At 68.1% G+C, this 23743-nt stretch carries 20 protein-coding genes; 10 read left to right on the forward strand and 10 right to left on the reverse strand.

All coding sequences use genetic code 11. The features are described 5' to 3' along the window. Window positions 1–104 precede the first annotated feature (104 nt). The 4 genes from nfi to OXS31_RS15345 form a co-directional block, all read right to left on the reverse strand. Entirely contained in the window at window positions 105–806 is a 702-nt protein-coding gene (nfi, locus tag OXS31_RS15330; protein WP_267400157.1) for a deoxyribonuclease V, read from the reverse strand. 54 nt (window positions 807–860) lie between these two features. Next, a complete protein-coding gene (gene zapE, locus OXS31_RS15335; protein WP_007160611.1) occupies window positions 861–1955 on the reverse strand; it encodes a cell division protein ZapE in 1095 nt (364 codons plus the stop codon). Between the two features lie 86 nt (window positions 1956–2041). Beyond that, the gene (locus OXS31_RS15340) at window positions 2042–3391 is read right to left on the reverse strand and encodes a tryptophan--tRNA ligase (protein ID WP_267400159.1); all 1350 of its coding nucleotides are present in this window, start codon (window positions 3389–3391) and stop codon (window positions 2042–2044) included. Window positions 3392–3424: 33 nt separating this feature from the next. Beyond that, entirely contained in the window at window positions 3425–4060 is a 636-nt protein-coding gene (locus OXS31_RS15345) for an alpha/beta fold hydrolase (protein ID WP_027598261.1), read from the reverse strand. 185 nt (window positions 4061–4245) lie between these two features. Here OXS31_RS15345 and OXS31_RS15350 point away from each other — a divergent pair, with 185 nt between their 5' ends. The 5 genes from OXS31_RS15350 to OXS31_RS15370 all read left to right on the forward strand — a co-directional run bounded on the left by OXS31_RS15350 (window position 4246) and on the right by OXS31_RS15370 (window position 7942). Next, window positions 4246–4686: a DUF1043 family protein gene (locus tag OXS31_RS15350; RefSeq protein ID WP_007160614.1), complete on the forward strand. Its 441-nt coding sequence runs from the start codon at window positions 4246–4248 to the stop codon at window positions 4684–4686. A 131-nt stretch (window positions 4687–4817) separates the two neighbouring features. After that, window positions 4818–5180 carry an ArsC family reductase gene (locus tag OXS31_RS15355; RefSeq protein WP_042137937.1) on the forward strand — a complete coding sequence of 121 codons (363 nt, stop codon included), beginning with the start codon at window positions 4818–4820 and terminating at the stop codon, window positions 5178–5180. Between the two features lie 73 nt (window positions 5181–5253). Then, the gene (gene dapD, locus OXS31_RS15360) at window positions 5254–6288 is read left to right on the forward strand and encodes a 2,3,4,5-tetrahydropyridine-2,6-dicarboxylate N-succinyltransferase (RefSeq protein WP_007160616.1); all 1035 of its coding nucleotides are present in this window, start codon (window positions 5254–5256) and stop codon (window positions 6286–6288) included. A gap of 50 nt (window positions 6289–6338) precedes the next feature. Beyond that, window positions 6339–7547: a cysteine desulfurase gene (locus OXS31_RS15365; RefSeq protein ID WP_267400162.1), complete on the forward strand. Its 1209-nt coding sequence runs from the start codon at window positions 6339–6341 to the stop codon at window positions 7545–7547. Further along, window positions 7544–7942 (forward strand): SufE family protein, encoded by a 399-nt coding sequence (locus tag OXS31_RS15370; RefSeq protein WP_027598263.1) that lies wholly within the window; start codon window positions 7544–7546, stop codon window positions 7940–7942. Before OXS31_RS15365 ends, OXS31_RS15370 begins: the two co-directional genes overlap by 4 nt. On the opposite strand, the gene tadA is transcribed toward OXS31_RS15370, so the two are convergent. Continuing rightward, a complete protein-coding gene (tadA, locus tag OXS31_RS15375) occupies window positions 7939–8442 on the reverse strand; it encodes a tRNA adenosine(34) deaminase TadA (protein ID WP_144948364.1) in 504 nt (167 codons plus the stop codon). The two genes, OXS31_RS15370 and tadA, sit on opposite strands and share 4 nt — an antisense overlap. Window positions 8443–8693: 251 nt before the next feature. Here tadA and OXS31_RS15380 point away from each other — a divergent pair, with 251 nt between their 5' ends. Together OXS31_RS15380 and OXS31_RS15385 are read left to right on the forward strand one after the other, a co-directional pair. Then, window positions 8694–10916, forward strand: coding sequence for an ATP-binding protein (locus OXS31_RS15380; protein ID WP_267400164.1), 2223 nt, complete (start codon window positions 8694–8696; stop codon window positions 10914–10916). Between the two features lie 202 nt (window positions 10917–11118). Continuing rightward, complete coding sequence (locus OXS31_RS15385; protein WP_267400165.1) at window positions 11119–11706, forward strand: LysE family translocator; 588 nt, start codon at window positions 11119–11121, stop codon at window positions 11704–11706. On the opposite strand, the gene OXS31_RS15390 is transcribed toward OXS31_RS15385, so the two are convergent. From OXS31_RS15390 to OXS31_RS15410, 5 genes are all read right to left on the reverse strand, one after another. Beyond that, window positions 11692–12519: an AraC family transcriptional regulator gene (locus tag OXS31_RS15390; RefSeq protein ID WP_074584607.1), complete on the reverse strand. Its 828-nt coding sequence runs from the start codon at window positions 12517–12519 to the stop codon at window positions 11692–11694. The two genes, OXS31_RS15385 and OXS31_RS15390, sit on opposite strands and share 15 nt — an antisense overlap. A gap of 69 nt (window positions 12520–12588) precedes the next feature. After that, complete coding sequence (locus OXS31_RS15395; protein WP_007160623.1) at window positions 12589–13470, reverse strand: NAD(P)-dependent oxidoreductase; 882 nt, start codon at window positions 13468–13470, stop codon at window positions 12589–12591. 310 nt (window positions 13471–13780) lie between these two features. Then, entirely contained in the window at window positions 13781–14536 is a 756-nt protein-coding gene (locus OXS31_RS15400) for a molybdopterin-dependent oxidoreductase (RefSeq protein ID WP_007160624.1), read from the reverse strand. Beyond that, window positions 14523–15149 carry a cytochrome b/b6 domain-containing protein gene (locus OXS31_RS15405; protein WP_007160625.1) on the reverse strand — a complete coding sequence of 209 codons (627 nt, stop codon included), beginning with the start codon at window positions 15147–15149 and terminating at the stop codon, window positions 14523–14525. Before OXS31_RS15405 ends, OXS31_RS15400 begins: the two co-directional genes overlap by 14 nt. Before the next feature lie 54 nt (window positions 15150–15203). Then, a complete protein-coding gene (locus OXS31_RS15410; RefSeq protein ID WP_007160626.1) occupies window positions 15204–15815 on the reverse strand; it encodes a hypothetical protein in 612 nt (203 codons plus the stop codon). A gap of 120 nt (window positions 15816–15935) precedes the next feature. Here OXS31_RS15410 and OXS31_RS15415 point away from each other — a divergent pair, with 120 nt between their 5' ends. The 3 genes from OXS31_RS15415 (at window position 15936) to OXS31_RS15425 (ending at window position 23259) form a co-directional block, all read left to right on the forward strand. Continuing rightward, window positions 15936–16607 carry a heavy metal response regulator transcription factor gene (locus OXS31_RS15415; protein WP_027598269.1) on the forward strand — a complete coding sequence of 224 codons (672 nt, stop codon included), beginning with the start codon at window positions 15936–15938 and terminating at the stop codon, window positions 16605–16607. Beyond that, window positions 16604–17986 carry a heavy metal sensor histidine kinase gene (locus OXS31_RS15420; RefSeq protein WP_267400172.1) on the forward strand — a complete coding sequence of 461 codons (1383 nt, stop codon included), beginning with the start codon at window positions 16604–16606 and terminating at the stop codon, window positions 17984–17986. Before OXS31_RS15415 ends, OXS31_RS15420 begins: the two co-directional genes overlap by 4 nt. 140 nt (window positions 17987–18126) lie before the next feature. Further along, entirely contained in the window at window positions 18127–23259 is a 5133-nt protein-coding gene (locus tag OXS31_RS15425) for a DUF4011 domain-containing protein (RefSeq protein ID WP_267400173.1), read from the forward strand. The last annotated feature ends 484 nt before the right edge of the window (window positions 23260–23743 follow it).

Genomic DNA, 23743 nt, shown 5'->3' on the forward strand with positions numbered 1-23743 from the left:
GGGCTCGGGTCGGCGTCCGCTACGGCGATCTCGGCAGGCTTAGGCATCCCCCGCCAAGAAAGCTGCGGCATGATACCCGTTCACGCCAGAAAAGCAACCGCAAGCTAGAAAGAAAATAGCGCCTGGGTCGCCTCCGAACCCTGGCGACGGGAGGCCAGGTGATCGGCCAGCCGCGTCGGTTCCGGCAGACGGTGACGCCTTACGCAGGCCATGACCAGCGCCGGTGCGCTGGCCAGGCTGACCCGGTGCCCGGGCGAGACGATCAGCGGCTTGACCCGGTCCTTGCTGCGCAGCACCGTGCCGATCACCCCGCCCTCGCGATCGCGCAAGTCGACCCGGCTGCCGCGCGTCTCGGCGAGTTCGCCGTGGTGACCGGTGAGAATCTTCTTGGCCACGCCGATCGTCGGCAGACCGGTGACTACCCCGAGATGGGCGGCGATACCGAGGCGGCGCGGATGGGCGATGCCATGGCCGTCGCAGAACACCAGCTCGGGCGTCTCCGGCAATTCCGCCAGGGCCTGGAGCAGCGCCGGCAATTCGCGAAAGGACAGCAGGCCCGGCACATAGGGCATCACGGTAGGGATGCGGGCGACGGCATGGGCCAGTGGCTGCAGTGTCTCGGCATCCAGCAGGACGGCGACCGCGCGGGTGATCTCGCCACCCTCCTCGAAGCCCACGTCGACCCCGGCGTAACGCCGCGGCGCGCCGAAGTCATCGTGCAAGAGGACCTGGGTGGCCAGTTGCTTCTGCAGGATGCGCGCCTGGGCGGGCGAGCCGTCCCACTCGGCGAAGGGATCGGAATTCACACGTACCTCCCGAAAACCTGGGTCAAAGGATTGATCCTTCAACCCGGGCAGGGTTCACGGCTTGTGCGGACGGGCCAGGTATTCGTGGGACTGCATTTCCAGCAGGCGGCTGAGGGTGCGCTGGAATTCGAACTCCAGGCGGCCACCGGAATAGAGGTCCTTGAGCTCCACTTCGGCCGACAGGATCAGCTTGACCTGGCGATCGTAGAATTCGTCGACCAGGTTGATGAAGCGCCGCGCCATGTCGTCCTTGAGCGCATCCATCTGCTCGACGTTGCTGACCAGCACCGTCTGGAAGATCTTGCCCAGCTCGATGTAGTCGTTCTGGCTGCGCGGACCGTCGCAAAGGGCGCGGAAATCGAACCAGGCGACGTCTTCGCAGGTGCGGCGCGCGCGGATCTCGCGATTCTCGATCATCAGCGGCACGTCTTCGCAGAGGTCGTTGCACTCGACGGTGAGCGAACGGAAGCTCTTGGCCATCGCCGCCTCGACCTCGTCGCTCAGCGGATAGTGAAACAGCTGCGCCTGCTCCAGGGCGCGCAGGCGATAGTCCACGCCGCTGTCGACGTTGACGATCTCGGTGTGCTCCTTGAGCAGCGCGATGGCCGGCAGGAAGCGCGCGCGCTGCAGACCGTCCTTGTAGAGGCCGTCAGGCACGATGTTCGAGGTGGCGACCAGACTGACGCCGTTCTTGAACAGCTCTTCCAGCAGGGTCGCCAGGATCATGGCGTCGGTGATGTCGGAGACGAAGAATTCGTCGAAGCAGATCACCCGCGCCTCGTCGGCGAAACGTCGGGCGATGATGGTCAGCGGATTCTTCTCGCCCTTGAGGGTGCGCAGCTCTTCGTGGACCCGCTTCATGAAGCGGTGGAAGTGGGTGCGCATCTTCTGCTTGAACGGCAGGGCGTCATAGAAGGTATCGACCAGATAGGTCTTGCCGCGCCCTACCCCACCCCAGAAATACAGCCCCTTGACCGGCGTGACCGTCTTGCGCCCGAGCAGCTTGCCGAACAGGCCACCCTTGGACGCGGGCTCGGCGAGCAATTCGTCATAGAGGCGTTGCAGATGGCGGACGGCCTCTTCCTGGGCAGCATCGTAGAAAAACTCCGGGCGCTTGAGGTCGGCCTGGTAACGCTCGAGGGGGGTCATGGCGGCTTCTGGTCGGGTGGGAAAAAAGGGTGGTCACTGTAATGGCGGTCCCTGGCGTTGACAACGCCGGGGACCGCGGGTGCCCTTTAGGCCTCGGCCAATTGCGCGAGTGCGGTGCGCGTCCGCTCGATCAGCGCATCGCGCGCGGCGGGGGAATCGCTGGCGACGCCCTCGGCCACCACCTGATCTGCCAGCAGCAGTTGGAAGCCGTTGCCCTCTCCCGCCACGACACTGGCCGGCGTGGTGACCAGCTGCTTGCTGGTGATGCCGGCGGTCTTGGCCTCAGCGAAGGGGATCGACAGGGCCAGTTCGGTGCCGTCGGCATCGAGCAGGCGGAAGCGGAAGCTGCCGTCGCTCTCGCGGAAGCTGACGAAGCGGGCGGTCTTGCTGGCCTTCTTCTTCGCGCCGCCGGTGGCGACCTGGGTCTTGAGCGAGCGCAGGCCCACGGCTTCGCGCAGCTCGCCGAGGAAGGGCGTGGCATAGCGGCGGGCCTTGGCGGCACCGGCCAGCAGGATGTCTTCCAGATCATCGGGACGGGCGATCAGCGCCGCATAGCGCTCGCGGGCCTCGCCCAGCTCGGCGTCGAGCAGCTCGAACAGCCGGCCCTTGGCCTCGCCCCAGGCCAGGCCGTCCAGCAGGGCCGCGCGGAAGGCCGCGCTCTGCTCGGGGGTGGCGAAGGCCTGGTAGAGGGTGAAGAGGTGGGCGCTGTCGGGATCCTTGGGCTCGCCGGGCAGGCGCGAGTCGGTGACGATGCGGGCGATGGCGTCCTTGAGCTGCTTGGCGCTGCCGAACAACGGGATGGTGTTGTCGTAGCTCTTCGACATCTTGCGACCATCGAGACCGGGCAAGGTGGAGACGCTTTCCTCGATGACCGCCTCGGGCAGGGCGAAGTAGTCGCGCCCATTGCCGAACAGATGGTTGAAGCGCTGACCGATGTCGCGGGCCATCTCCACGTGCTGGATCTGGTCGCGCCCGACCGGCACACGCAGGGCGTTGAACATCAGGATGTCCGCGGCCATCAGCACCGGATAGCTGTAGAGCCCCATGGTGACCCCGGCATCGGGATCCTCGCCCTGCTCCAGGTTGCGGTCGACCGCGGCCTTGTAGGCATGGGCGCGATTGAGCAGGCCCTTGCCGGCGACGCAGGTGAGCAGCCAGGTCAGCTCGGGGATCTCGGGGATGTCGGACTGGCGATAGAAGGTCACCCGCTCCGGATCCAGGCCGCTGGCCAGCCAGGTGGCGGCGATCTCCAGGCGCGAACGCTGGATGCGCGCCGGGTCGTCGCACTTGATCAAGGCATGGTAGTCGGCGAGGAAATAGAAGGAGTCGGCATCGTCGGCCAGGCTGGCGCGGATGGCGGGACGGATGGCCCCGGCATAGTTGCCCAGGTGCGGGGTACCGGTGGTGGTGATGCCAGTGAGGATGCGAGTGGTCATGGAGGCGCTGGAAATCCGAGAGACTAACGAGGGTCAGGCCTGCAGGCGGGGCAGGACCAGATCTTTGAGTTCGACGAGTTTGCCATGGAAGAAATGGCTGCAGTCGGCGACGCGGAGCAATTCGTGCGGCTGTTCGAGCGCCGCGGACCAGGCATAGACCCGCTCGGGGGTCACCACCTCGTCGGCCTCGGGCTGGATCACGGTGAGGCGCGCCCGCTGGGGCAGGCGGCCGTCGACCGCGAAACGCTCCACCGGCGGCGCCAGCATGAACAGCCGTTCCACCGCCACGCCCTCGCCTTCCAGGCGCCCGCCGAGGCAGGCGGCGACGCAGGAGCCGAAGGAGAAGCCGCAGAGGGTCAGGGGCAGGTCGGGATGGCGTTCACGCAACCAGGCCACGGCGGCCGCGGCATCGTCGATCTCGCCTTCGCCACCGGCATGCACGCCGGTGCTGGCACCAACGCCGCGAAAATTGAATCTGAGGGTGGCCTGGCCGGCATCCCGGGCGATGCGCTGCAGGGTGGCGACCACCTTGTTCTGCATGGCGCCGCCATGGAGCGGATGGGGATGACAGAGCAATACCGCGCCGGTGGGGGCATCCGGGCTCTGGTACAGCGCCTCCAGAGTGCCCGCGGGGCCCTCCAGCAGCAGGGGTTGTTCACGGGCTGACACGCTTGACTCCGTGATCCCGGACGAACAGTGCTCATCCAAGGAGTTGATTTTGATAGGGTCGATCCTGCGCGATGCCTGAGTGCGGGGTATGATGACGCCCAGCGAATGGCAGAAGACGCAACCCAGTGTACAGGCTCGCCGGTCTGCCGTTACCGTAAAGCAAAGCCGCTCATAGAGGAAGTTTCGTGGAACAGTCGCTCACTACCTGGTTGTTGCCCCTGGTCGCGCTGCTGATCGGGGTCGGGATAGGTTTTCTGCTGGCACGCCTGGTGCCGGGTGCCGCGCCGAGCCGGGTGCAGCGCCAGCTGGATGATCTGCAGAAGAAGTTCGACGACTACCAGCACGAGGTCACCAGCCACTTCAGCACCACCGCCGGCCTGGTGCGCAAGCTCACCCAGACCTACCAGGACATGCAGTCGCACCTGTCCGAAGGCGCCGAGCGCCTGGCCCAGGACGAACTGACCCGTCAGCACCTGCTGGCCTCGCTGCACAGCGCCGAGCAGCGTTACCCCTCCAGTCGCGAGCGCATCGACGGCCCGACCGAAGCGCCGCGGGACTACGCGCCCAAGGGTGACGGCACCCCCGGCACCCTCGACGAAACCTACGGCGTGAAAAGCCGCGGTTGATCGCCAAGGCCGGGGACTCCCCGGCCTTCTGCTTTCCGGCCTCCGCCCTCTGCACTCAGGGCGCGACGCCCGGCCCTTTTCCGGCCTGTCATGGCATAATCCGCGGTTGCAGTCTTTCGCAGGAGAACGCCATGCCCGCAGCGGCCAGTGGCCTGAGCCTTTACGGCATCAAGGCCTGTGACACCATGAAGAAGGCCCGCCTGTGGCTCGACGAGCACGGCCAGGCCTACCACTTCCATGACTACAAGCAGAGCGGCATCGACCGCGAGCGGCTGGCGGCCTGGTGCGCGGAGCATGGCTGGGACAAGGTGCTCAATCGCGCCGGCACCACCTTCCGCAAGCTCGACGACGCCCAGAAGGCCGACCTCGACACCGCCAGGGCCATCGACCTGATGCTGGCGCAGCCTTCGATGATCAAGCGACCCGTGCTCGATCTCGGCGACCGTACCCTGCTGGGCTTCAAGCCCGAGCTCTATGCCGCGGCCCTGAACTGATCCCGCGGCCACCGCCCCTACTACCGAACATCTCGCACCGACCGGATCGGTGCCTCTGCAAAGGAACAGTCTCATGTCGAATGCCCTCTTCAGTATCGCCTTCGGTGTCGGCACCCAGAATCGCCAGGACGCCTGGCTGGAAGTCTTCTATGCACAGCCCCTGCTGAATCCCCCGGCGGCGCTGGTCGAGGCGGTCGCGCCGCTGCTGGACTACCAGGGCGGCAACCAGGCCATCGCCTTCGCCCCGGCCCAGGCCCGCGGCCTGGCCGAAGCCCTCAAGGGCATCGATGCCGTGCAATCGGCGCTGCTGACCCGCCTGGCGGAAAGCACCAAGCCGCTGGTGGCCACCCTGCTGGCCGAAGACGCCGCGCCCGCCTCCACCCCCGAGGCCTACCTGAAGCTGCACCTGCTGTCCCATCGCCTGGTCAAACCCCACGGCCTGAACCTCAGCGGCATCTTCGCCCTGCTGCCCAACGTGGCCTGGACCAACCAGGGCGCCATCGACCTGGCCGAGCTGCCGGCCGAGCAGCTGGAAGCCCGTCTGCGCGGCAAGCTGCTGGAAGTCTTCTCGGTGGACAAATTCCCCAAGATGACCGACTACGTGGTGCCGGCCGGCGTGCGCATCGCCGATACCGCCCGCGTGCGCCTGGGTGCCTATGTGGGTGAAGGCACCACCGTGATGCACGAAGGCTTTGTCAACTTCAACGCCGGTACCGCCGGCCCCGGCATGATCGAAGGCCGCGTTTCCGCGGGCGTCTTCGTCGGCAAGGGCTCGGACCTGGGCGGCGGCTGCTCCACCATGGGCACCCTGTCTGGCGGCGGCAACATCATCATCAGCGTCGGCGAAGGCTGCCTGATCGGCGCCAACGCCGGCATTGGCATCCCGCTGGGCGATCGCTGCACCGTGGAATCCGGTCTCTATGTGACCGCGGGCACCAAGGTCGCCGTGCTGGATGACCAGAACCAGCTGGTACGGGTAGTCAAGGCGCGCGAGCTGGCCGGTCAGAGCGACCTGCTGCTGCGCCGCAATTCGGAAACCGGCGCGGTCGAGTGCAAGACCAACAAGACCGCCATCGAACTCAACGAAGCGCTGCACGCGCACAACTGAGTCCACAACCGGGCAGCCCGCCTCGCGCGGGCTACCCCGGAGCTGTCGCCATGTCGCTACCCTCCCCCTGGAGAGCCGAATTCCCGGCTTTCACCGCCTTCGCCGCCGACGGCATCACCTACCTCGACAGCGCCGCCACGGCGCAGAAGCCCCAGGTAGTGCTGGATGCCCTGCTGGCCAGCTACAGCCTGGGTGCGGCCAATGTGCACCGGGCCCAGCACTGGGCTGCCGAGCGCGCCACCGCCGCCTACGAAGGCGCCCGGGGGCGGATCGCCGCCTGGCTGGGCGCTGCCGCGCCGCCCGAGGTGGTGCTGACCCGCGGCGCGACCGAGGCGCTCAATCTGCTGGCCTATGGCCTGGAAGACGCCTTCGCAGCCGGGGACGAGATTCTCATCAGTGCCCTGGAGCACCACGCCAACCTGCTGCCCTGGCAGCAGCTGGCCCGGCGTCGCGGCCTCGAACTCAGGGTCATCCCGCTGACTCCGAGCGGTCATCTGGATCTGGCAGCCGCCGAGCGGTTGCTGGGGCCGCGCACCCGCGTGGTCGCGGTCAGCCAACTGTCCAACGTGCTCGGCACCTGGCAGCCGCTGGCGGAACTCGCGGCCCTGATCCGGGCACGCTCGCCGGCCTGGCTGGTGGTGGATGGCGCCCAGGGCGCGGTCCATGGGCGGCATCGCCCGGCCGACTTCGACGCCGATTTCTATGTGTTCTCCGGCCACAAGCTCTATGCCCCGGAGGCCATCGGCGTGCTCTGGGGCAAGGCCGAGTGCCTGGCGCAGCTCAAGCCCTGGCAATTCGGCGGCGAGATGGTGCAGCACACCACCTTCACCGACGCCCGCTTCCACGCCGCGCCCATGGGCTTCGAGGCGGGGACGCCGCCCATAGGCGCGGCCATCGCCCTGGGCGCGGCGGTCGACTGGCTGCAGGGCCAGGACGAGACGCTGATCCGCGGTCACGAGCAGGCCCTGAGCCTGAAGCTGCTGGCCGGGCTGGCTGCCCGCGACGGCGTGCGGGTGCTGGGTGAACCCCAGATCGCCCTGGCCAGCTTCCAGGTCGCGGGCGTGGACGTCGGCGATCTCTCCCATCTGCTGGGCGAACAGGGCATCGCGGTGCGCGCCGGTCAGCACTGCGCCATGCCGCTGTTCCAGACCCTGCAGACCCCCGGTGCGCTGCGGATTTCCCTGGGCCTGTACAACGATGCCGAGGACCTGCAGCGCTTTTTCACCGCCCTGGACAACGCCCTGGAGCTCTTGCGATGAATCTGCTTCCCGATGCGGCGGAAGCCCGCCGCGCCTTTGTCATCGCCAAGGGCTGGGAGGCGCGCTCGCGACTGCTGCTGCAGTGGGCCGAGCGCCTGCCGGCGGTGCTCGAGGAGCGTGACGAAGACCTGGTACAGGGCTGCGAGAGCCGGGTACGCCTGACCCATGAAGCCCAGGGCGAGCGTCATTTCTTTCGTGCCAGCAGCGAATCCCGGGTGCTCAAGGGCTTGCTCGCCGTGGTGCTGGTGCGCGCCAATGGCCTGACCCGCGAAGAGCTGGGCCGCCTCGACATTCACGGCTGGCTGGGCGAACTCGGCCTGGAACGGCAGTTGTCGCAATCGCGCAGCAACGGCCTGAATGCCGTGCTCACGCGGATGCGCGAACTGGCGGCCTAGCCTTCGCCGGCCGCGGGATTGCGCCGCGCGCGGAAGAAGTCGGTCAGCACCTGACCACAGGCCTCGGCCAGCACCCCACCCTCCACCAGCACCCGGTGGTTGAGGAAGTCCTGCTCGAAGAAGCGCCCGCGGCTCTGGGCCATGCCGGCGCGCGGCTCGCTGGCGCCATAGACCAGGCGCTGGATGCGACTGTGGACGATGAGGCCGGCGCACATGCTGCAGGGTTCGAGCGTCACATAGAGCGTCGCGCCAGGCAGCCGGTAGTTGGCCAGCCGCGCGGCGGCGTCGCGAATCGCCTGCATCTCGGCATGGGCGCTGGGATCGTGGGCACCGATGGGGCGATTGAAGCCGCGGCCGATGACCTCGCCGTCGAGCACCACCACGGCGCCGACCGGCACCTCGCCCTGGGCGGCGCCCTGTTCCGCCAGGGCCAGGGCTTCGCGCATGAACAGGTCATCCCGGCTGCGGTCGATGATGGGCAAGGGGCGGAAGCGGGCCATGACTGAACTCTGGACAAAGCGCCATGATACCGCCGTCAGCCCGCGAGACCAGTCGCGGGATCCGCCGCCAAAGATGAACCCTTCGGCAAAAAATGATCGCGATAATGGTTATCAGATAATGCCAATGCGAAAATGGTGCGGTGACTGCTGGCAGTGCGTGAACGGCATCACATTCACAGCCATTCGGTGCTAAAGCTTTAACAGGTCCGCCTCGTTGCGGTCCTATTCAAGAGTTCATCTGAGACAGTCGCATGATTGCTGCACCCTCCGGTCAGTCCCTGCAAAGCTGCGAAAGCGAGCCGATCCGCATTCCAGGCGCCATCCAGGCACACGGCTACCTTATCGCGTTCGATGAGGCGGAAGGGCTGATCAAGCATGCCAGCCGCAACCTCCCCGAGCTGTTCAGCAAGCCCCAGGTCGAGTTGCTGGATCGACCGCTGCAGCAGGTGCTGCCCCTCGAACTGTACGAACAGGTGCGGCAGGCGCTGACCCTGGAGCATCTGGAGGAGGCCAATCCGCTGAGCTGGACGCGTCCGGTCCGCGACATGGACGTGATCCTGCATCGCAATCATGGCCTGGTGTTCCTGGAATTCGAGCCGGACGACCATGGCGGTGTCGAACCCGCCGGGCTGGCCCGTGCCCTGGCCCGCCTGCAACAGGCCCGTACCCTGCCCGAGCTGTGCGAAGGCGCTGTGCGCGAGGTGCGCGCCCTGACCGGCTTCGATCGGGTGGTGGTCTATCGCTTCGATGATGGCGGCGATGGCCAGGTGGTGGCCGAGGATCGGGTCGACGACATCGACAGCTACCTGGGCATGCACTTTCCGGCGAGCGATATCCCCGCCCAGGCCCGGGCGCTCTATCACGAGAACTGGATCCGCAATATTCCCGACGCCCAGTACGAGGCGATCCCGCTGGTACCGGCCTTTCTCCATGGCACCGAGCGCGACCCCATCGATCTGACCCATGCGGTGCTGCGGAGCGTATCGCCCATCCACTGCCAGTACGTGCGCAACCAGGGTCTGCGCGCCTCCATGAGCGTGTCGCTGATCAGCGACGACAAGCTCTGGGGACTGATCAGCTGTGGCCACCGCGAACCCCTGTATCTGCCCTATCGCACGCGGATGGCCTGCCGCTCGGTCGGGGTGCTGGTATCGCTGATGATCCGCGCTCTGGAGAATCGCCAGGTGCAGCGTGAGATCGACGCCCGCGAGGCGCAGTTGGCAGCCCTGATCCAGGGCATGTGCGACAGCCGTGGCGAGGTGCTCAGCGGACTCTGCGAAAGACCCACCGACCTCCTGGAGCTGGTGGATGCCACCGGGGTCGCGGTGTTGGTGGAGGACGAGCTCTGCACCCTGGGAGAGTGCCCCGGCGCGGAGGACATTCGCGTCCTCGCCGCCTGGGTCACGGCCGAGATGGACACTTCGGGCATCTATGCGACTCGCTGCCTGGCCGACGAATTGCCCGACGCCCGCCGTTACAGCGCCAGCGCCAGTGGCGTGCTGGCCCTGACGTTGCCCAAGCCGGTGCGCAACCTGGTGCTCTGGTTCCGCCCCGAGATCGTTACCACGGTGGTCTGGAGCGGTAACCCGGCCAAGCTGGAAGCCACGGTGCCCATGCCGGGTCCAGGGCTCAACTATCCGCATCCGCGGCGTTCCTTCGATGCCTGGAAGGAGCTGGTACGGCTGCGTTCCGAACGCTGGCGCCAGGCCGATCTGTTCGCCGCCAAGGACCTGCGCCGCTCGGCCATCGAGCTGGATCTGGCACGCCAGGTCGAACGCGAGCGGCAGGCGGTGCGTCTACGCGACGAGATCGTGGCGGCGGTCTCCCATGACCTGCGCAGCCCCATCACCATCATCCTGATGAAGGTCGGAATGCTGCAGCGCCAGCTGGAAAAGCTGGCCCCGGGCGATGATCGCCTGCCCGGTTCGCTGGAGGTGATAGAGACCGCGGCCAATCGCATGAATGCCCTGATCAGCGACCTGCTGGACCTGTCCAAGATCGAATCGGATCGCCTGGCGCTGGATCTGAAGCCCGCGCGCCTGGCCGACGTCTGCGCGCAGCCCATCCTGCTGTCGCGCCCGCTGGCGGAGATCAAGAACATCAGTCTGGAATACGCGGCCGATCCGGAGCTCCAGGTCCTGGTGGAAGCCGAACGCATCTTCCAGGTACTGATGAATCTGCTGGGCAATGCCATCAAGTTCACCGCGCCGGGCGGTCTGGTACAGCTCAGCATGCGGCAGGTCGGCAACCTGGCGGAGATCAGCGTGACGGACAACGGTCGCGGCATGAACCAGGCGCAGCAGGCGCGGGTGTTCGAGCGGTTCTGGCATGTCCAGGAAGACAACCCTACCGGTCATGGGCTGGGGTTGTATATCGCCAAGGGCATCGTCGAAGCCCATGGCGGCGAGCTGAGCGTCACCAGCGCCCTGGGCGAAGGCAGTACCTTCCGCTTCACCCTGCCCATCGCGCCCTAGCGTACCCGGACGAGAGAAAAGAAAGCCCCGGTGGCCGACAGCGACGTTGAAACCACCGGGGGAGCGCTGGGCTCGCTGTAATGGACGTTAGCGAAACGCCGCGAATTCCCGCCTTTCGTCGGGCTGCAAGGGTCATTTTCTTCAATACCTCCAGAGGGCATCCCCGCTAGGTTCAGGTCTCCACAACTGTCGAGACCTCGCGATGACCCTGATCCTGTCCATGGCCGCCTTTGCCCTGGTGGCGTCCCTCTCTCCCGGCCCGGTCAATCTGGTGGGCTTCAACACCGGCCTCACCCACGGCTGGCGACCGGCCCTGTGGCATGTCGCCGGGGCCACCCTGGGCTTCGTCGTCCTGCTGCTGGCGGTCGGCCTCGGCCTGCACGAGGTGCTGGCCGCCTGGCCGGCACTGCTCTGGATCCTGCGCGTGGCGGGCGCCCTCTTCCTGCTGTACCTGGCCTGGAAACTGACACGGGCCTCGGGGGACCTGGGCAGCGGCGCAGTGGCGGCCTGCCCGGGCTTTCGCGACGGCGCCCTGCTGCAGTGGCTCAATCCCAAGGCCTGGCTCGCCGCTGCGGCCGGGGTGGCGCTGTTCGTGGGCGAGGATCGCGGCCGCCTGGCGCTGTTCGCCGGCCTCTACCTGGTGATCTGTTTCGCCTCCCTGGCCTGCTGGGCGGTGGCCGGTCAATGGCTGCGTGGCCGCGCCCTGACGCCAGGTCGCCTGCGCCTGCTCAATCGCGCCCTCGCCGCGTTGCTGGTGCTGTGCGCCGCTTCGCTGCTATGGGAGGGCTGACGCGGCGCGATACTGACCGGGGGTGGCCGCCACCAGGCGCTTGAAGGTGCGCTGCAGGTGGGCCTGGTCGGCGAAACCGGTGGCCAGGGCGACCTCGGCCAGCCCCTCGCCCTGACGCAGGCGCTGCCGCGCCAGGCGGATGCGTCGGTCGATCAGATAGGCGTGGGGCGTCAGGCCAAAGCGCCGGCGAAAGCTGCGAATCAGCTGGGTGGGCGAGAGATCCGCCACCTGGCTGAGTTGGTCCAGGCTGACCCCTTCGCCGCAATGGGCATCGAGAAATTCGGCGGCGCGCCTCAGCCGGCGATCCTCGCGCACCGGCGCCGCCGCGACCGGGGTGCGACCCAGGCGGGCCAGCACGGCCTCGAAATACAGCAGCGCCTGGCTCTGGCGCTGCAGGGTGAGAGTGTCGGGATCCACCAGGCAGGCATGCAGGGCTTCCAGGCCGGCATAGAGCTGGCTGTCCCGCGACAGCTGCGCCGCCAGGGGCTGGAAGTCGTCGCGCCCCGGACGCTGCAGCTCGGCCAGCCAGCCAGCATCCACGTGCAGCATGCGATAGCGCCAGGCAGCCTCGCCCTGGGGATTGCAGGCATGGACGTCACCGGGATTCATCAGCACCAGGGTCCCCGCCCCCACCAATTCGCGGGTCCGACCGTTGTGATAGCGACTGCGCCCACCCAGCACGGTGCCGATGGAAAAGGTCTCGTGGGAATGCGGGGCATAGCAGAGCGCGCGGCCGTCCTGGATGGAACGGGCTTCGAGAAAGGGCAGCGCGGGATCGCGCCAGAACTGAGGGACGGCGCCGGTAGCGGTCATGTGGCAGGGATTCCGGGACGACGGACCGGAGCAGTCTAGACGTCGTCCCGGAAGGGGGAAAGTCAGGCGTCAGCGGGTGGCGGCGTCTTCGGCTTCCTCCAGCAGGACGTCGGCGGTGATCAGGTAGTCGGCGTCCGGATGGAGTTCGGCGCCCAGCGCCAGTTGCTGCGCCGCGGCGGCCAGGGTCGGGGCGCCCTGGTAGGTGGCGTTGAGTTCGGCCAGCAGGAGGCCCATGTCCTTGTGCATCAGCGCCGCCGGGAATTGCGGGGCGAAGTCGCCGTCGCGCAGCGCCGCCAGCTTGCGCTGGTGATGGGGCGAGAGCACCGCCAGGTCGCCGAACACCTCGAACAGCACCTCGGCATCCAGGCCGGCGCGGGTGGCATAGGCCAGCGCCTCGGCCAGGGCGGCGAGTCCGGCGCCCATCAGGCCGTTGATGGCCAGCTTGATGGCGGCGCCCTGTCCGGTCGGACCGACGTGGTGCACGGTCTTGCCCAGGGTCTCGAGGATGGGACGGGCGCGCTCCACCGCCTCGGGTTCGCCACCGGCCAGGACCACCAGTTGCGCCTTTTCCGCCTCGGGCGTGCTGCCGGACACCGGGGCCTCGACCACGGCGATACCCCGGGCGCGACCGGCCGCCTCCAGGCGCAGCGCCAGCGCCGGCGAGTTGGTGCTGGTGTTGATCAGCAGGCGACCGCTCTCCAGCCGGGCGAGGACGCCGTCGGGGCCGAGCAGCACCTGTTCGAGGATGGCGTCGTTGGGCAGGGAGACGATCACCACCTCCGCCTGGGGCAAGAGGGTCGCCAGGGGCTCCATGGGCGTGCCGTGGCGCTCGCCGTCCTGCTGGTGCTCGGCATAGGCGCTGACCGCATAGCCGGCCTCGCGCAGGTTGGCGCCCATGCGCTGGGCCATGGCACCGAAGCCGATGAAACCGATCGAGGGATGGGCGGACATGGCGAGACTCCTGGGTAAAGGATGGGTGGTATCTCGACTGCCCCCGACGACGGGGGTTCCGCCGGCTAGATCCCGCTCAACGTCTCGCGAGCTAGAGACAGACAAGGCGCAACGACCTGCGGGAGTAACAGGCGCAGCCTGGCCCGAAGGGTGAGCGCTAGCGAATCAAAGACCTGAGGAAGCGGATCGGACCCGCGCTCGGGTTTACGAGTGGTAAATGAGCATTGCGACAGGGCCGCCTAGGCCGGGCTGGCGACCCAGGGTCTTTTCAACGCAGTTTGGCCGACGCGCAGCAGACGTTGAGTGGGATCTAGATCCCGCTGAACCAGTTGTAGCCCTGGTCCTCCCAATAGCCACCGGGATAGTCGTTGGTCACGAACAGCGCCTGGATGTGCTTGGGATTCTTGAAGCCGAGCTTGGTGGGTACCCGCAGGCGCAGCGGGTAGCCGTAGTCCGGCGGCAGGGCCACCTGGCCGAAGTCCAGCGCCAGCAGGGTCTGGGGATGCAGCGCCGAGGCCATGTCGATGCTGGAGTAGTAGCGATCGGCGCACTTGAAGCCGACGTACTTGGCCGTGGTGTCGGCACCGATGCGTTCGAGGAAGGTGCGCAGCGGCACCCCGCCCCACTGGCCGATGGCGCTCCAGCCTTCGATGCAGATGAAGCGGGTGATGTCGGCGCGCTGCGGCAGGCGGCGCAGGTCTTCCAGGGTCCAGGCCTGCTTATGGGCGACCAGGCCGGAGACCTCCAGGCGATAGTCGCTCAGGTCCACTTCCGGAACGTTGTATTCGGGGTAGAAGGCGTTGAAGGGAAAGGGGTTGGTGATCTGGCTGGCGGCATAGGTCGGCGCCAGGCGCTCGCGGCCGAATAGCCAGGCCTGCACCCGGTCGTTGAAGCGCGACATGGACCAGAGCACCTTGTCGACGCTGTCGCCGTCCTGCAGGTTGCAGCCGCTGAGCATGGCCAGGGCGCCCACCGTCAGGCCCTGCTTGAGCAGCAGGCGTCGTTGCAGATTTTCCACCTGCCGCTGTTGCGCCGGTTCCAGGCGCAGCCGTTCACGCCGACTCATCGTCAACCTCCTCGTGCGCCCGGCCGGTGATCATCGGCGGCAGGGTGCGGGGGACCAGGATGACCAGGGCCAGGTGCACGACGACGAAGGCGCCGATGCCGGCCATGGCGAAGAAATGCACGTAGCGGGCGGTGTCGAAGCCGCCCAGCAGCGCGACCAACCCTTGCAGCTGCACGGGTTTCCAGATGGCCAGTCCGGAGAGCACCACCAGCACCCCGAGGGCGAGCACACCCCAGTAGAGCAGGCGCTGCACGGCGTTGTAGGTGCCCAGCTGGTGGCCAAGCCGCAGACGTGCGGCGGCGATGAAATCGCGGCCGATGGCGCGTGGCGACAGGGGCAGGAAATCGCGCCGGAAGTGGCCGCTGAACAGGCCATAGAGCAGATAGACCAGGCCGTTCACCGCGAGCAGCCAGAACACCGCCAGGTGCCAGGCGATGGCGCCGCCCAGCCAGCCGCCGAGGGTCGACCAGGCGGGAAAGGTGAAGGAGAACAGCGGCGAGGCGTTGTAGATCGCCCAGCCGCTCATGAACATGCAGGGCATCGCCAGGGCGTTGAGCCAGTGGGTGAGGCGCACCGGCCAGCGGTGCACCAGGCGCCGTCGCGAGGTGGTCATGGGGTTCCCCTCCACGGAAAGTTGGACGCGGTCGCCCGGCGACCGCGCTGGGGTTTACATGGGCGGGGTGAAACCGTCCTTGCCTACGGCCACGCCCTTGGCGTGCTTGCCGTCTTCGGCAGGGAACAGCACCACCTTGGCACCCGGCTTGAGCAGGCTGCGGTCGCCCTTCTCGACATAGGCGATGGGCACGTCTTCCGGTACCACCAGCTGCTTCTCACCGCCCTTGTACTGCACGGTCAGGGTGCGGCCGTTGGCCTTCTTGAGTTCGCCCACGGTGCCGTTGGTCATGGTGCCGGTGCTGCCATCGGCATTTTCCCAGCCGTAGTGACCTTCGCCGGAGCCGCGCAGGCTGGCCTCGAACACCGTCACTTCCAGCGCCTTGAGGGTGCCGTCGGGCTGCGGTGTGGCGGCGGAGCCGATGAAGCTGTTGGCCTCGATGCGATCCAGGTTGGCCTTGGATACGGCGCGGTAGCTGGTCTTGTCATCCAGCATCAGGGTCTGGTGGGCGCCATTGCGGGTGGTGAAGGCCAGGGTGTCGCCCTGGACGCTGTCCACCGTGCCGCGCATGGGCTTGACGGTGGGCATGGGCGCGGCCTGGGCCAGCAGGGCACTGCCGGCGAGCAGCAGGGCGAGGGAACCGCGGAGCAGAGTCTGGGTACGCATGGAGCCTCCTAGGATAGGGAATCGCCCCGCCACAGTGCGACGCGTGGGGGGTCAGCAAGATGACCGGCGAATGACAAAAATGTCACCCAGCGCAGCGACCGGAAGCCCTACCATTACGTCATGCACATTCTCCTCATCGAAGACGACCAGAAGACCGGCGAGTACCTGAAGAAGGGCCTCGGCGAATCCGGCTACGCGGTCGACTGGACCCAGCACGGCGCCGACGGCCTGCACCTGGCCCTGGACGGCCGTTACGACCTGATCATCCTCGACGTCATGCTGCCCGGCATCGACGGCTGGCAGATCATGGAGGTGCTGCGCAAGAAGCTCGACGTGCCGGTGCTCTTTCTCACCGCCCGCGATGGCCTGCAGGATCGCATCCGCGGCCTGGAGCTGGGCGCCGACGACTACCTGGTCAAGCCCTTCTCCTTCGTCGAGCTGCTCTTGCGTATCCGCACCCTGCTGCGGCGTGGCGTGGTGCGCGAGCCCGAGCATTTCCACCTCGCCGACCTGCAGCTGGACCTCTTGCGCCGCCGGGTGACCCGCGGCGACGACCTCATCGTGCTGACCAACAAGGAATTCGCCCTGCTGCACCTGCTGCTGCGCCGCGAAGGCGAGGTGCTGTCGCGCACCCTGATCGCCGCCGAGGTCTGGGACATGAATTTCGACAGCGACACCAACGTGGTGGACGTGGCCATCAAGCGGCTGCGCGCCAAGGTCGACAACCCCTACCCGGTCAAACTGATCCATACCGTGCGCGGCATCGGCTATGTCTGCGAGGTCCGCCCTTGAGCGCCCGCTCACCCTCGCTGATCCTCCGTGCCACCCTGGGATTCGCCCTGGTGGCGCTGCTCGCCGTGGGCGGCGCCGGCCTGTTCCTCTACCACAGCCTGGAACGGACGGTGCTGGAGCGCGCCGACTATGCCCTGCTCGGTCGCCTGGCGCATTTTCGCAGCCTGCTCAGCGCCGACCTGTCGCTGGAGACCCTGGGGCGCAGTCCGCAGCTGTTCGCCAACATGCTGGGCAACGAGCAGGACGTCTTTCTCATCGGCGCGCCGGGCGCCAAGCCGGTGATCGCCTCCAATCCGCTGCAGATCGCCCTTCCCGAGCTGGCCGTCATCCCCCAGACCCGACGACCGACCCGGGCCGATCTGCGCGAAGGCCAGCTGGCCGACGGCACCCGCTGGCGCGCGGCGCGGGTCGCGGTGAACACCCCCGAAGGCCCGGTGGAACTGACCGCCGCCCATGTGCTGCGCAACGAGGACACCACCCTGGCCGATTTCCGGCTGGGCCTGATCGGCGCGGTGACCCTGGCCTTCCTGTGTACCGCCGGCCTCGGCTATCTACTGCTGCGGCGCGGCCTGGCACCGCTGCGGCGCATCGCCCGCCATGCCGGCGGCATCACCCCGACTCGTCTGGCCGCGCCCCTGGAGCTGGCCGATGCGCCGCGCGAGTTGCAGCCGCTGGTGGAAAACTACAACGCCATGCTGGCGCGCCTGGCCGACGGCTATGGCCGGCTGGTGCAATTTTCCGCCGACCTCGCCCACGAGATCCGCACCCCGATCAATGCCCTCATGGGCCATACCGAGGTCGCCCTGCGCCAGGTGCGCAGTGCCGAGGACTACCAGGCGCTGCTGGCGTCCAACCTGGAGGAGCTGGAGCGCATCTCGCGGCTGGTGGAAAGCATCCTCTTCCTCGCCCGCGCCGACGACGCCCAGGCGGTGCTGACCCCGCAGCCGTTGCAGCTGGACGAAGAGCTGGCGCGCATCGCCGACTATTTCGAAGGGCCGGCCGACGAGCGCGGCCTGCGGCTGGTGGTATCGGGCGGCGGCGAGGTGGTCGCCGATCCGCTGATGCTGCGCCGCGCCCTGAGCAACCTGGTAGCCAATGCCATCCGCTATGCCGAGCCGGACGGCGAGATCCTCCTGCAGGCGGGCGGCGGGCGCATCCGCGTCAGCAATGCCGGGCCGGCGCTGGCGCCGGAGCACCTGCGTCGGCTATTCGACCGCTTCTACCGCGCCGATCCCTCGCGCCACCAGCCCCATGATTCCAACGGCCTGGGCCTGGCCATCGTCGCCGCCATCATGCGCCTGCACGGCGGCCGCGCCGAGGTCGAGCAGGATGAGCGGGGCATCCATTTCAGCCTGGTCTTCCCGACCCCGGCGGCCTGAAGCGCGACCTATCCCTCAAACCACGCAACCGCCCGTCACCAAAGGACTTTTTCCGCTTGCCCAGGCCGGCTATGAGCTGCATCGACACTCCTACTACTGTACATTCATCTACCTTAGGCAATAAGCAAGGGTGGTAGGCGATGAGCGTGGATGTCGAACTGGTGCTGGCCGGCAAGATCGGTTTTGCGGCGCACCAGAACGCGGTGCCCGTGCTGCGCGAATTGCGCCTCACCCACAGCGGCCAGGAACCCCTGGTCGACGTCAGCCTGACGGTGATCGCCGAGCCGGCCTTCGTGGTCCCGCGCACCTGGCACCTGGAGCGCCTGGACCCCCAGGGCACCCTCTATCTCGACGATCGCGACCTCGAATTCGACGCCGCCCTGCTCGGCAGTCTGCAGGAAAGCCTGGTCGCCCAGCTGACCTTCACGGTGCGTCAGGGCGAAGAGATCCTGCAGACGCGGCGCTATCCGGTCGAGTTGCTGGCCCGCAACCAGTGGGGCGGCGTGGACAGCATGTCGGAACTGGCCGCGGCCTTCGTCATGCCCAACGATCCGGCGGTGGATCGCCTGCTGGGCGCGGCCGCCGAGGTCTTGCGCCGCGCCGGCAAGTCCACGGCGCTGGACGGGTACCAGAGCGGCTCGCGGCGACGCGTCTGGGAGTTGGGTTCGGCCCTGTGGTCGGCGCTCTGTGGTCTGCAGCTGACCTATGCGGTGCCGCCGGCCAGCTTCGAGCGCCAGGGCCAGAAGATCCGCACGCCGGGCGCCATCCTCGACGGCGGCCTGGCCACCTGCCTGGATCTCGCCCTGCTCGCCTGCGCGGCGCTGGAACAGGCCGGTCTCAATCCGCTGCTGGTCATTACCCGCGGCCATGCCTTCGCCGGGGTCTGGCTGCAGCCCCAGGAATTCGCTCAGCTGCTCACCGACGACGCCGAGCCGGTGCGCAAGCGGGTAGCGCTCAAGGACCTGCTGGTCTTCGAGACCACTCAGGCAACCGCCTCGCCACCGCCCTCCTTCAGCCAGGCCATGCAACTGGCCGAGCGGCAGCTGGACGACGAGTCCTTCGTGCTGGCGCTGGACGTTCGTCGTGCCCGCCTGCAACGCATTCGCCCGCTGGCGGTGCCCGGCCAGCCGGCCATCCATGCGGACGGCCTGCTGCTGCCCGGCGAAGCCCTGGAAGAAGCCCCACCGCTGCCGGCCTTCGACGTGGACGTCGAGGCGGCGCCGACCACCCCGGTCGGGCGCCTGGCGCTATGGCAGCGCAAACTGCTCGACCTCACCACCCGCAATCGCCTGCTGCATGTGCCGGACAACGCCCGCAGCGTGCCCCTGCTCTGCCCCGAGCCGGCGGCGCTGGAAGATCTCCTGGCCGAGGGCCGGGCACTGCGTCTGGTGCCGCTGCCAGATCTGGCGGTGAGCGGGCGCGACGCCGTGCTGCACGAAGCCCGCGAGCACGAGAATCTCGACGACGAATACGCCCGCGGCGCCCTGGCCCGCGGCGAGGTGGTCGCGCCCCTGGATGCGACCAAACTGGACGCGGCCCTGGTGGAGCTCTATCGCCGCGCCCGCAGCGATCTCGACGAAGGCGGCGCCAACACCCTCTACCTGGCGCTGGGCTTCCTGCGCTGGAAGAAGGCGGCCGACGATCCCAAGCACTACCGTGCGCCGCTGATCCTGCTGCCGGTGCGTCTGGAGCGACAGAGCGCCGCCAGCGGCATCACCCTGCACCTGTTCGAGGACGAGCCGCGCTTCAACCTGACCCTGCTGGAGCTCCTGCGCCACGACTTCGATCTGGACATTCCGGGTCTCGACGGCCCGCTGCCCGGCGATGGCAACGGCATCGACGTGGATGGCATCTGGACCAGGGTCCGCCGCGCGGTGCGCGACCTGCCCGGCTTCGAGGTCAGCAACGAATTGCTGCTCGGCCAGTTCTCCTTCGCCAAGTACCTGATGTGGAAGGACCTCACCGAGCGCAGCGACCAGCTGATGGAAAGCCCGCTGGTGCGGCACCTGCTGGAGCGCACCACGGAATCCGGCGCCTACCTGAGCGGGGGCAGCTTTCCCCGCGAGCGCGAGCTGGATCGCCAGGTCACCCCGGCCGAACTCTTCACCCCGCTGCCGGCGGATTCTTCGCAACTGGCGGCGGTATTGGCCTCGGCCGGTGGCCAGGACTTCGTGCTGGACGGCCCGCCCGGCACCGGCAAGTCCCAGACCATCGCCAACATGATCGCCCACAACCTGGCGCTCGGTCGGCGGGTGCTGTTCGTCGCCGAGAAGCGCGCGGCCCTGGACGTGGTCTATCGCCGCCTGGAGGCCCAGGGGCTGGGCGAATTCTGCCTGGAGCTGCATTCGAGCAAGGCGTCCAAGGCCGAGGTACTCAAGCAGCTGGAGCGCGCCTGGGATACCCGCGACGGCCTCGACGAAGAGGAATGGCTGGCCGAGGCCGCCGAGGTGGAACGCCTGCGCGATCGCCTCAATGCAGTGGTCGAGCGCCTGCACCGGCGCTGGCCCAATGGCCTGACCCTGCAGCAGAGCATTGGCCGCGTCCTGCGCGACGCCGCCCCCGATACCCCGCGCCTGGCCTGGCCCAATGCCGACGCCCACGACGCCGAGGCCCTGGCCGAGTTGCGCAACGCCGTGCGCCGCCTGGCCCTGCACGCCGAGACCGGCCGCAGCCTGGCGGCGGATTTCGCCCTCTTGCCGGCCCATCCCTGGTCCAACGCCTGGCAGGACGCCCTGGTCGGCGCCGCCGAACGGCTGCGCGACACCCAGCAGGCCCTGCAGCAGGCGCGGCAACGCCTGCGCGACGTCCTTGGCCTGCCGCTGGCGGATCAGGTGGCGCCCCGGCGCCTGCTGGAATTCGCCGAGCTGCTGCAGAACGCCGCCGGCCAGGACCTGGCCTTCGCCTTCGGGCCTGGCGCCGCCGAGCGTCAGCGCCAGCTGGGGCGCGCCCTGGAGTTGCTGCGGGACTACCAGACGCTGGAGCGCGAGCTGTCGGTGCCCTATGCCGCCGAAGCCTGTCGCCGCGTCGCCCTGACCCAGCTGGAAACCGCCTGGGACGCCGCCGGGCAGCGCTTCTGGATCTTCGCCAGCCGCGCCCAGCGCCAGGTCACCCAGGATCTCGCCCGCCAGGGCGAAACCCAGGGCCAGCCCGACGTGGCCGCCGACCTGCCACGCCTGCGGCGCCAGCGCACCCTGCTTACCGAACTGGACGAGTTGACGCCCAGCCTGGCCGCCATCAGCGGCTGGCAAGGCGTCACCAGCGACCTGGAGGCCCTGCTCGCGCGCCGCGCCCTCGCGGAAAGGCTGAGCACGGCGCTGCCGACCCTGGCAGAAACGCCCGAGCAGTTGCTGGCCCTGCGCCAGGCGGCGGCGCGCCGGTTGCAGCATCCCGAGGACCAGCCGGTGGACACTACCCTGGCACCGGCCAGCAGCGCCTTCTCCGCCGCCCTGGAGGCCGCCGAAGCCGCGCGCCAGAGCTTTTCCGACCAGGCAGGACTGCCGGCAGAAACCCCGGCCGCCGAGTTGGTACGCACCGCCGCCGCCCTGTTGCGCCAGCCCGGTCGCCTCAAGGCCTGGTGCGACTGGCAGCGGGTCCGCGAAGAAGCCGACGCCCTCGGCCTTGCGCCGCTGATCACCCGCGCCACGGCCACCTCGGTCGAGGACCTGGCGGCCCTGTTCGAAACCGCCTATGCCCGCTGGTTCGCCGCCACCGCCCTGGACGCCGAGCCGCTGCTGCGCGATTTCGTCCCGGCCGAGCACGAGAGCGATATCCAGGCATATCGCCGGTTGGACGATCGCCTGCAGACCCTCGCCGTGCGCCATATCCGCGCCCTGCTCTGCCACGGCCTGCCGCCGAAGAACGACGCGGCGCGCCAGGGTGGCGGCTTCGCCGTGCTCAAGCACGAATTGCAGAAGCAGCGCCGGCACAAGCCGCTGCGCCAGCTGGCGCTGGAAATGGGCGACGCCCTGGCGCGGCTGGCGCCTTGCATGCTGATGAGTCCGCTGTCCATCGCCCAGTACCTGCCGCCCGATGGCGGCCTGTTCGACTTGGTGATCTTCGACGAAGCCTCGCAGATCGCGCCCTGGGACGCGGTGGGCGCCATCGCCCGCGGCGTGCAGGTGGTGATCGCCGGCGACCCCCGGCAGATGCCGCCGACCCGTTTCTTCGACCGCGCCGCCGGCGAGGACGACACCGCCGAGGACCTGGAGAGCATCCTCGACGAATGCCTGGGCGCCGGCATCTACAGCCACAGCCTCAACTGGCACTACCGCAGTCGCCACGAGAGCCTGATCGCCTTTTCCAACCATCACTACTACGACGGCAAGCTCATCACCTTCCCCGCCCCGGAGATCCGTCCGAGCGCGGTGGAATGGCGGCGGGTGGACGGCGTCTACGCCAAGGGCAAGGGACGGCACAACGCCCTGGAAGCCCAGGCCATGGTCGCCGAGGCGGTCAAGCGCCTGCTCGATCCGGCCTTTGCCGGTCTCAGCCTGGGCATCATCACCCTCAACAGCGAACAGCAGCGCCTGGTCACCGATCTGCTCGACCGCGCGCGCCAGCAGCACCCGGAGATCGAGGCGCACTTCGCCGAAGACCTGGCCGAGCCGGTGGTGGTGAAGAACCTGGAAACGGTGCAGGGCGACGAGCGCGACCTGATCATGCTCGGCATCGGCTTCGGCCCCACCGAGCCGGGCGCCAATACGATGTCGATGAACTTCGGTCCCTTGAACAAGGACGGTGGCTGGCGACGCCTCAACGTCGCCGTGACCCGGGCGCGCCGGGAGATGCTGGTGTTCTCCTCCTTCGATCCGGGGCTGATCGACCTCAATCGCACCAATGCCCGCGCGGTACGGGATCTCAAGCTGTTCCTGGAATTCGCCCAGCGCGGCCCCCAGGCCCTGGCCGCCGCGGTCAAGGGTTCGCTGGGGGGACACGACTCGCCCTTCGAGGAAGCCGTGGCCCAGGCGCTGCAGGCCAAGGGCTGGCAGGTGGTGCCGCAGATCGGCGTGTCGCGTTTCCGCATCGACCTGGGTATCGTCCATCCCGATCGTCCGGGCGATTACCTGGTGGGCATCGAATGCGACGGCGCCACCTACCACAGCGCCGCCACCGCCCGCGACCGCGACAAGACCCGCAGCGCCATCCTCCAGGGCCTCGGCTGGACGCTGCTGCGCGTCTGGTCCACCGAATGGTGGATCGACCGGGTTGGCGCCACCGAGCGGCTGCATGGGGAGATCGAGCGGCTGCTGGAGGAATCGCGAGCGAAAGTCTGAAATGGGCTTCGCTGCGCTCAACCCAACCTACACGGCACTCGATCACACCGAACTGCCCCCTCTCCCCTTGGGAGAGGGTTGGGGTGAGGGTATTCCCGGACATGCCGATGGCCAAAGGTGGCAAGTAGCCAAGGTTGGCCTTAGCTAGGTTGAGGCTACTCCATCGCCGTAGCTCAACAAGCCGCGCTCGATCCTGGCACCGTTGGCGGGGGGGCAACCCTCACCCCAGCCCTCTCCCCGAGGGAGAGGGGGCGGTTGGGTCCGGCGCGGGTGGTAGCTTGTCCCCTGGTGTCGCGCTGCCAGGGTATCCGTAGCGTGGAAAACCGCGCCGCGTTTTCCACTGCCCTTTGCACCTGGGCGTGGATAAGGCTGCGCCGTTATCCACTCTACGCGGCTACCCCCTCTCCTCATGGGAGAGGGCTGGGGTAAGGGTATTCCCGGACATGCCGATGGCCAACGGACTGTTGGGCATCGCTGCGCTCAA

The organism is Pseudomonas sp. GM_Psu_1, from assembly GCF_026544185.1.
Lineage (GTDB): Bacteria > Pseudomonadota > Gammaproteobacteria > Pseudomonadales > Pseudomonadaceae > Chryseomonas > Chryseomonas oryzihabitans.

Bases quoted from the DNA above. Each gene is read 5' to 3' on its own strand.
- zapE (WP_007160611.1), bottom strand. From the start codon at position 1,955: ATGACCCCCCTCGAGCGTTACCAGGCCGACCTCAAGCGCCCGGAGTTT.
- OXS31_RS15340 (WP_267400159.1), bottom strand. From the start codon at position 3,391: ATGACCACTCGCATCCTCACTGGCATCACCACCACCGGTACCCCGCAC.
- OXS31_RS15355 (WP_042137937.1), top strand. From the start codon at position 4,818: ATGCCCGCAGCGGCCAGTGGCCTGAGCCTTTACGGCATCAAGGCCTGT.
- dapD (WP_007160616.1), top strand. From the start codon at position 5,254: ATGTCGAATGCCCTCTTCAGTATCGCCTTCGGTGTCGGCACCCAGAAT.
- OXS31_RS15365 (WP_267400162.1), top strand. From the start codon at position 6,339: ATGTCGCTACCCTCCCCCTGGAGAGCCGAATTCCCGGCTTTCACCGCC.
- OXS31_RS15370 (WP_027598263.1), top strand. From the start codon at position 7,544: ATGAATCTGCTTCCCGATGCGGCGGAAGCCCGCCGCGCCTTTGTCATC.
- tadA (WP_144948364.1), bottom strand. From the start codon at position 8,442: ATGGCCCGCTTCCGCCCCTTGCCCATCATCGACCGCAGCCGGGATGAC.
- OXS31_RS15380 (WP_267400164.1), top strand. From the start codon at position 8,694: ATGATTGCTGCACCCTCCGGTCAGTCCCTGCAAAGCTGCGAAAGCGAG.
- OXS31_RS15385 (WP_267400165.1), top strand. From the start codon at position 11,119: ATGACCCTGATCCTGTCCATGGCCGCCTTTGCCCTGGTGGCGTCCCTC.
- OXS31_RS15390 (WP_074584607.1), bottom strand. From the start codon at position 12,519: ATGACCGCTACCGGCGCCGTCCCTCAGTTCTGGCGCGATCCCGCGCTG.
- OXS31_RS15395 (WP_007160623.1), bottom strand. From the start codon at position 13,470: ATGTCCGCCCATCCCTCGATCGGTTTCATCGGCTTCGGTGCCATGGCC.
- OXS31_RS15400 (WP_007160624.1), bottom strand. From the start codon at position 14,536: ATGAGTCGGCGTGAACGGCTGCGCCTGGAACCGGCGCAACAGCGGCAG.
- OXS31_RS15405 (WP_007160625.1), bottom strand. From the start codon at position 15,149: ATGACCACCTCGCGACGGCGCCTGGTGCACCGCTGGCCGGTGCGCCTC.
- OXS31_RS15410 (WP_007160626.1), bottom strand. From the start codon at position 15,815: ATGCGTACCCAGACTCTGCTCCGCGGTTCCCTCGCCCTGCTGCTCGCC.
- OXS31_RS15415 (WP_027598269.1), top strand. From the start codon at position 15,936: ATGCACATTCTCCTCATCGAAGACGACCAGAAGACCGGCGAGTACCTG.
- OXS31_RS15425 (WP_267400173.1), top strand. From the start codon at position 18,127: ATGAGCGTGGATGTCGAACTGGTGCTGGCCGGCAAGATCGGTTTTGCG.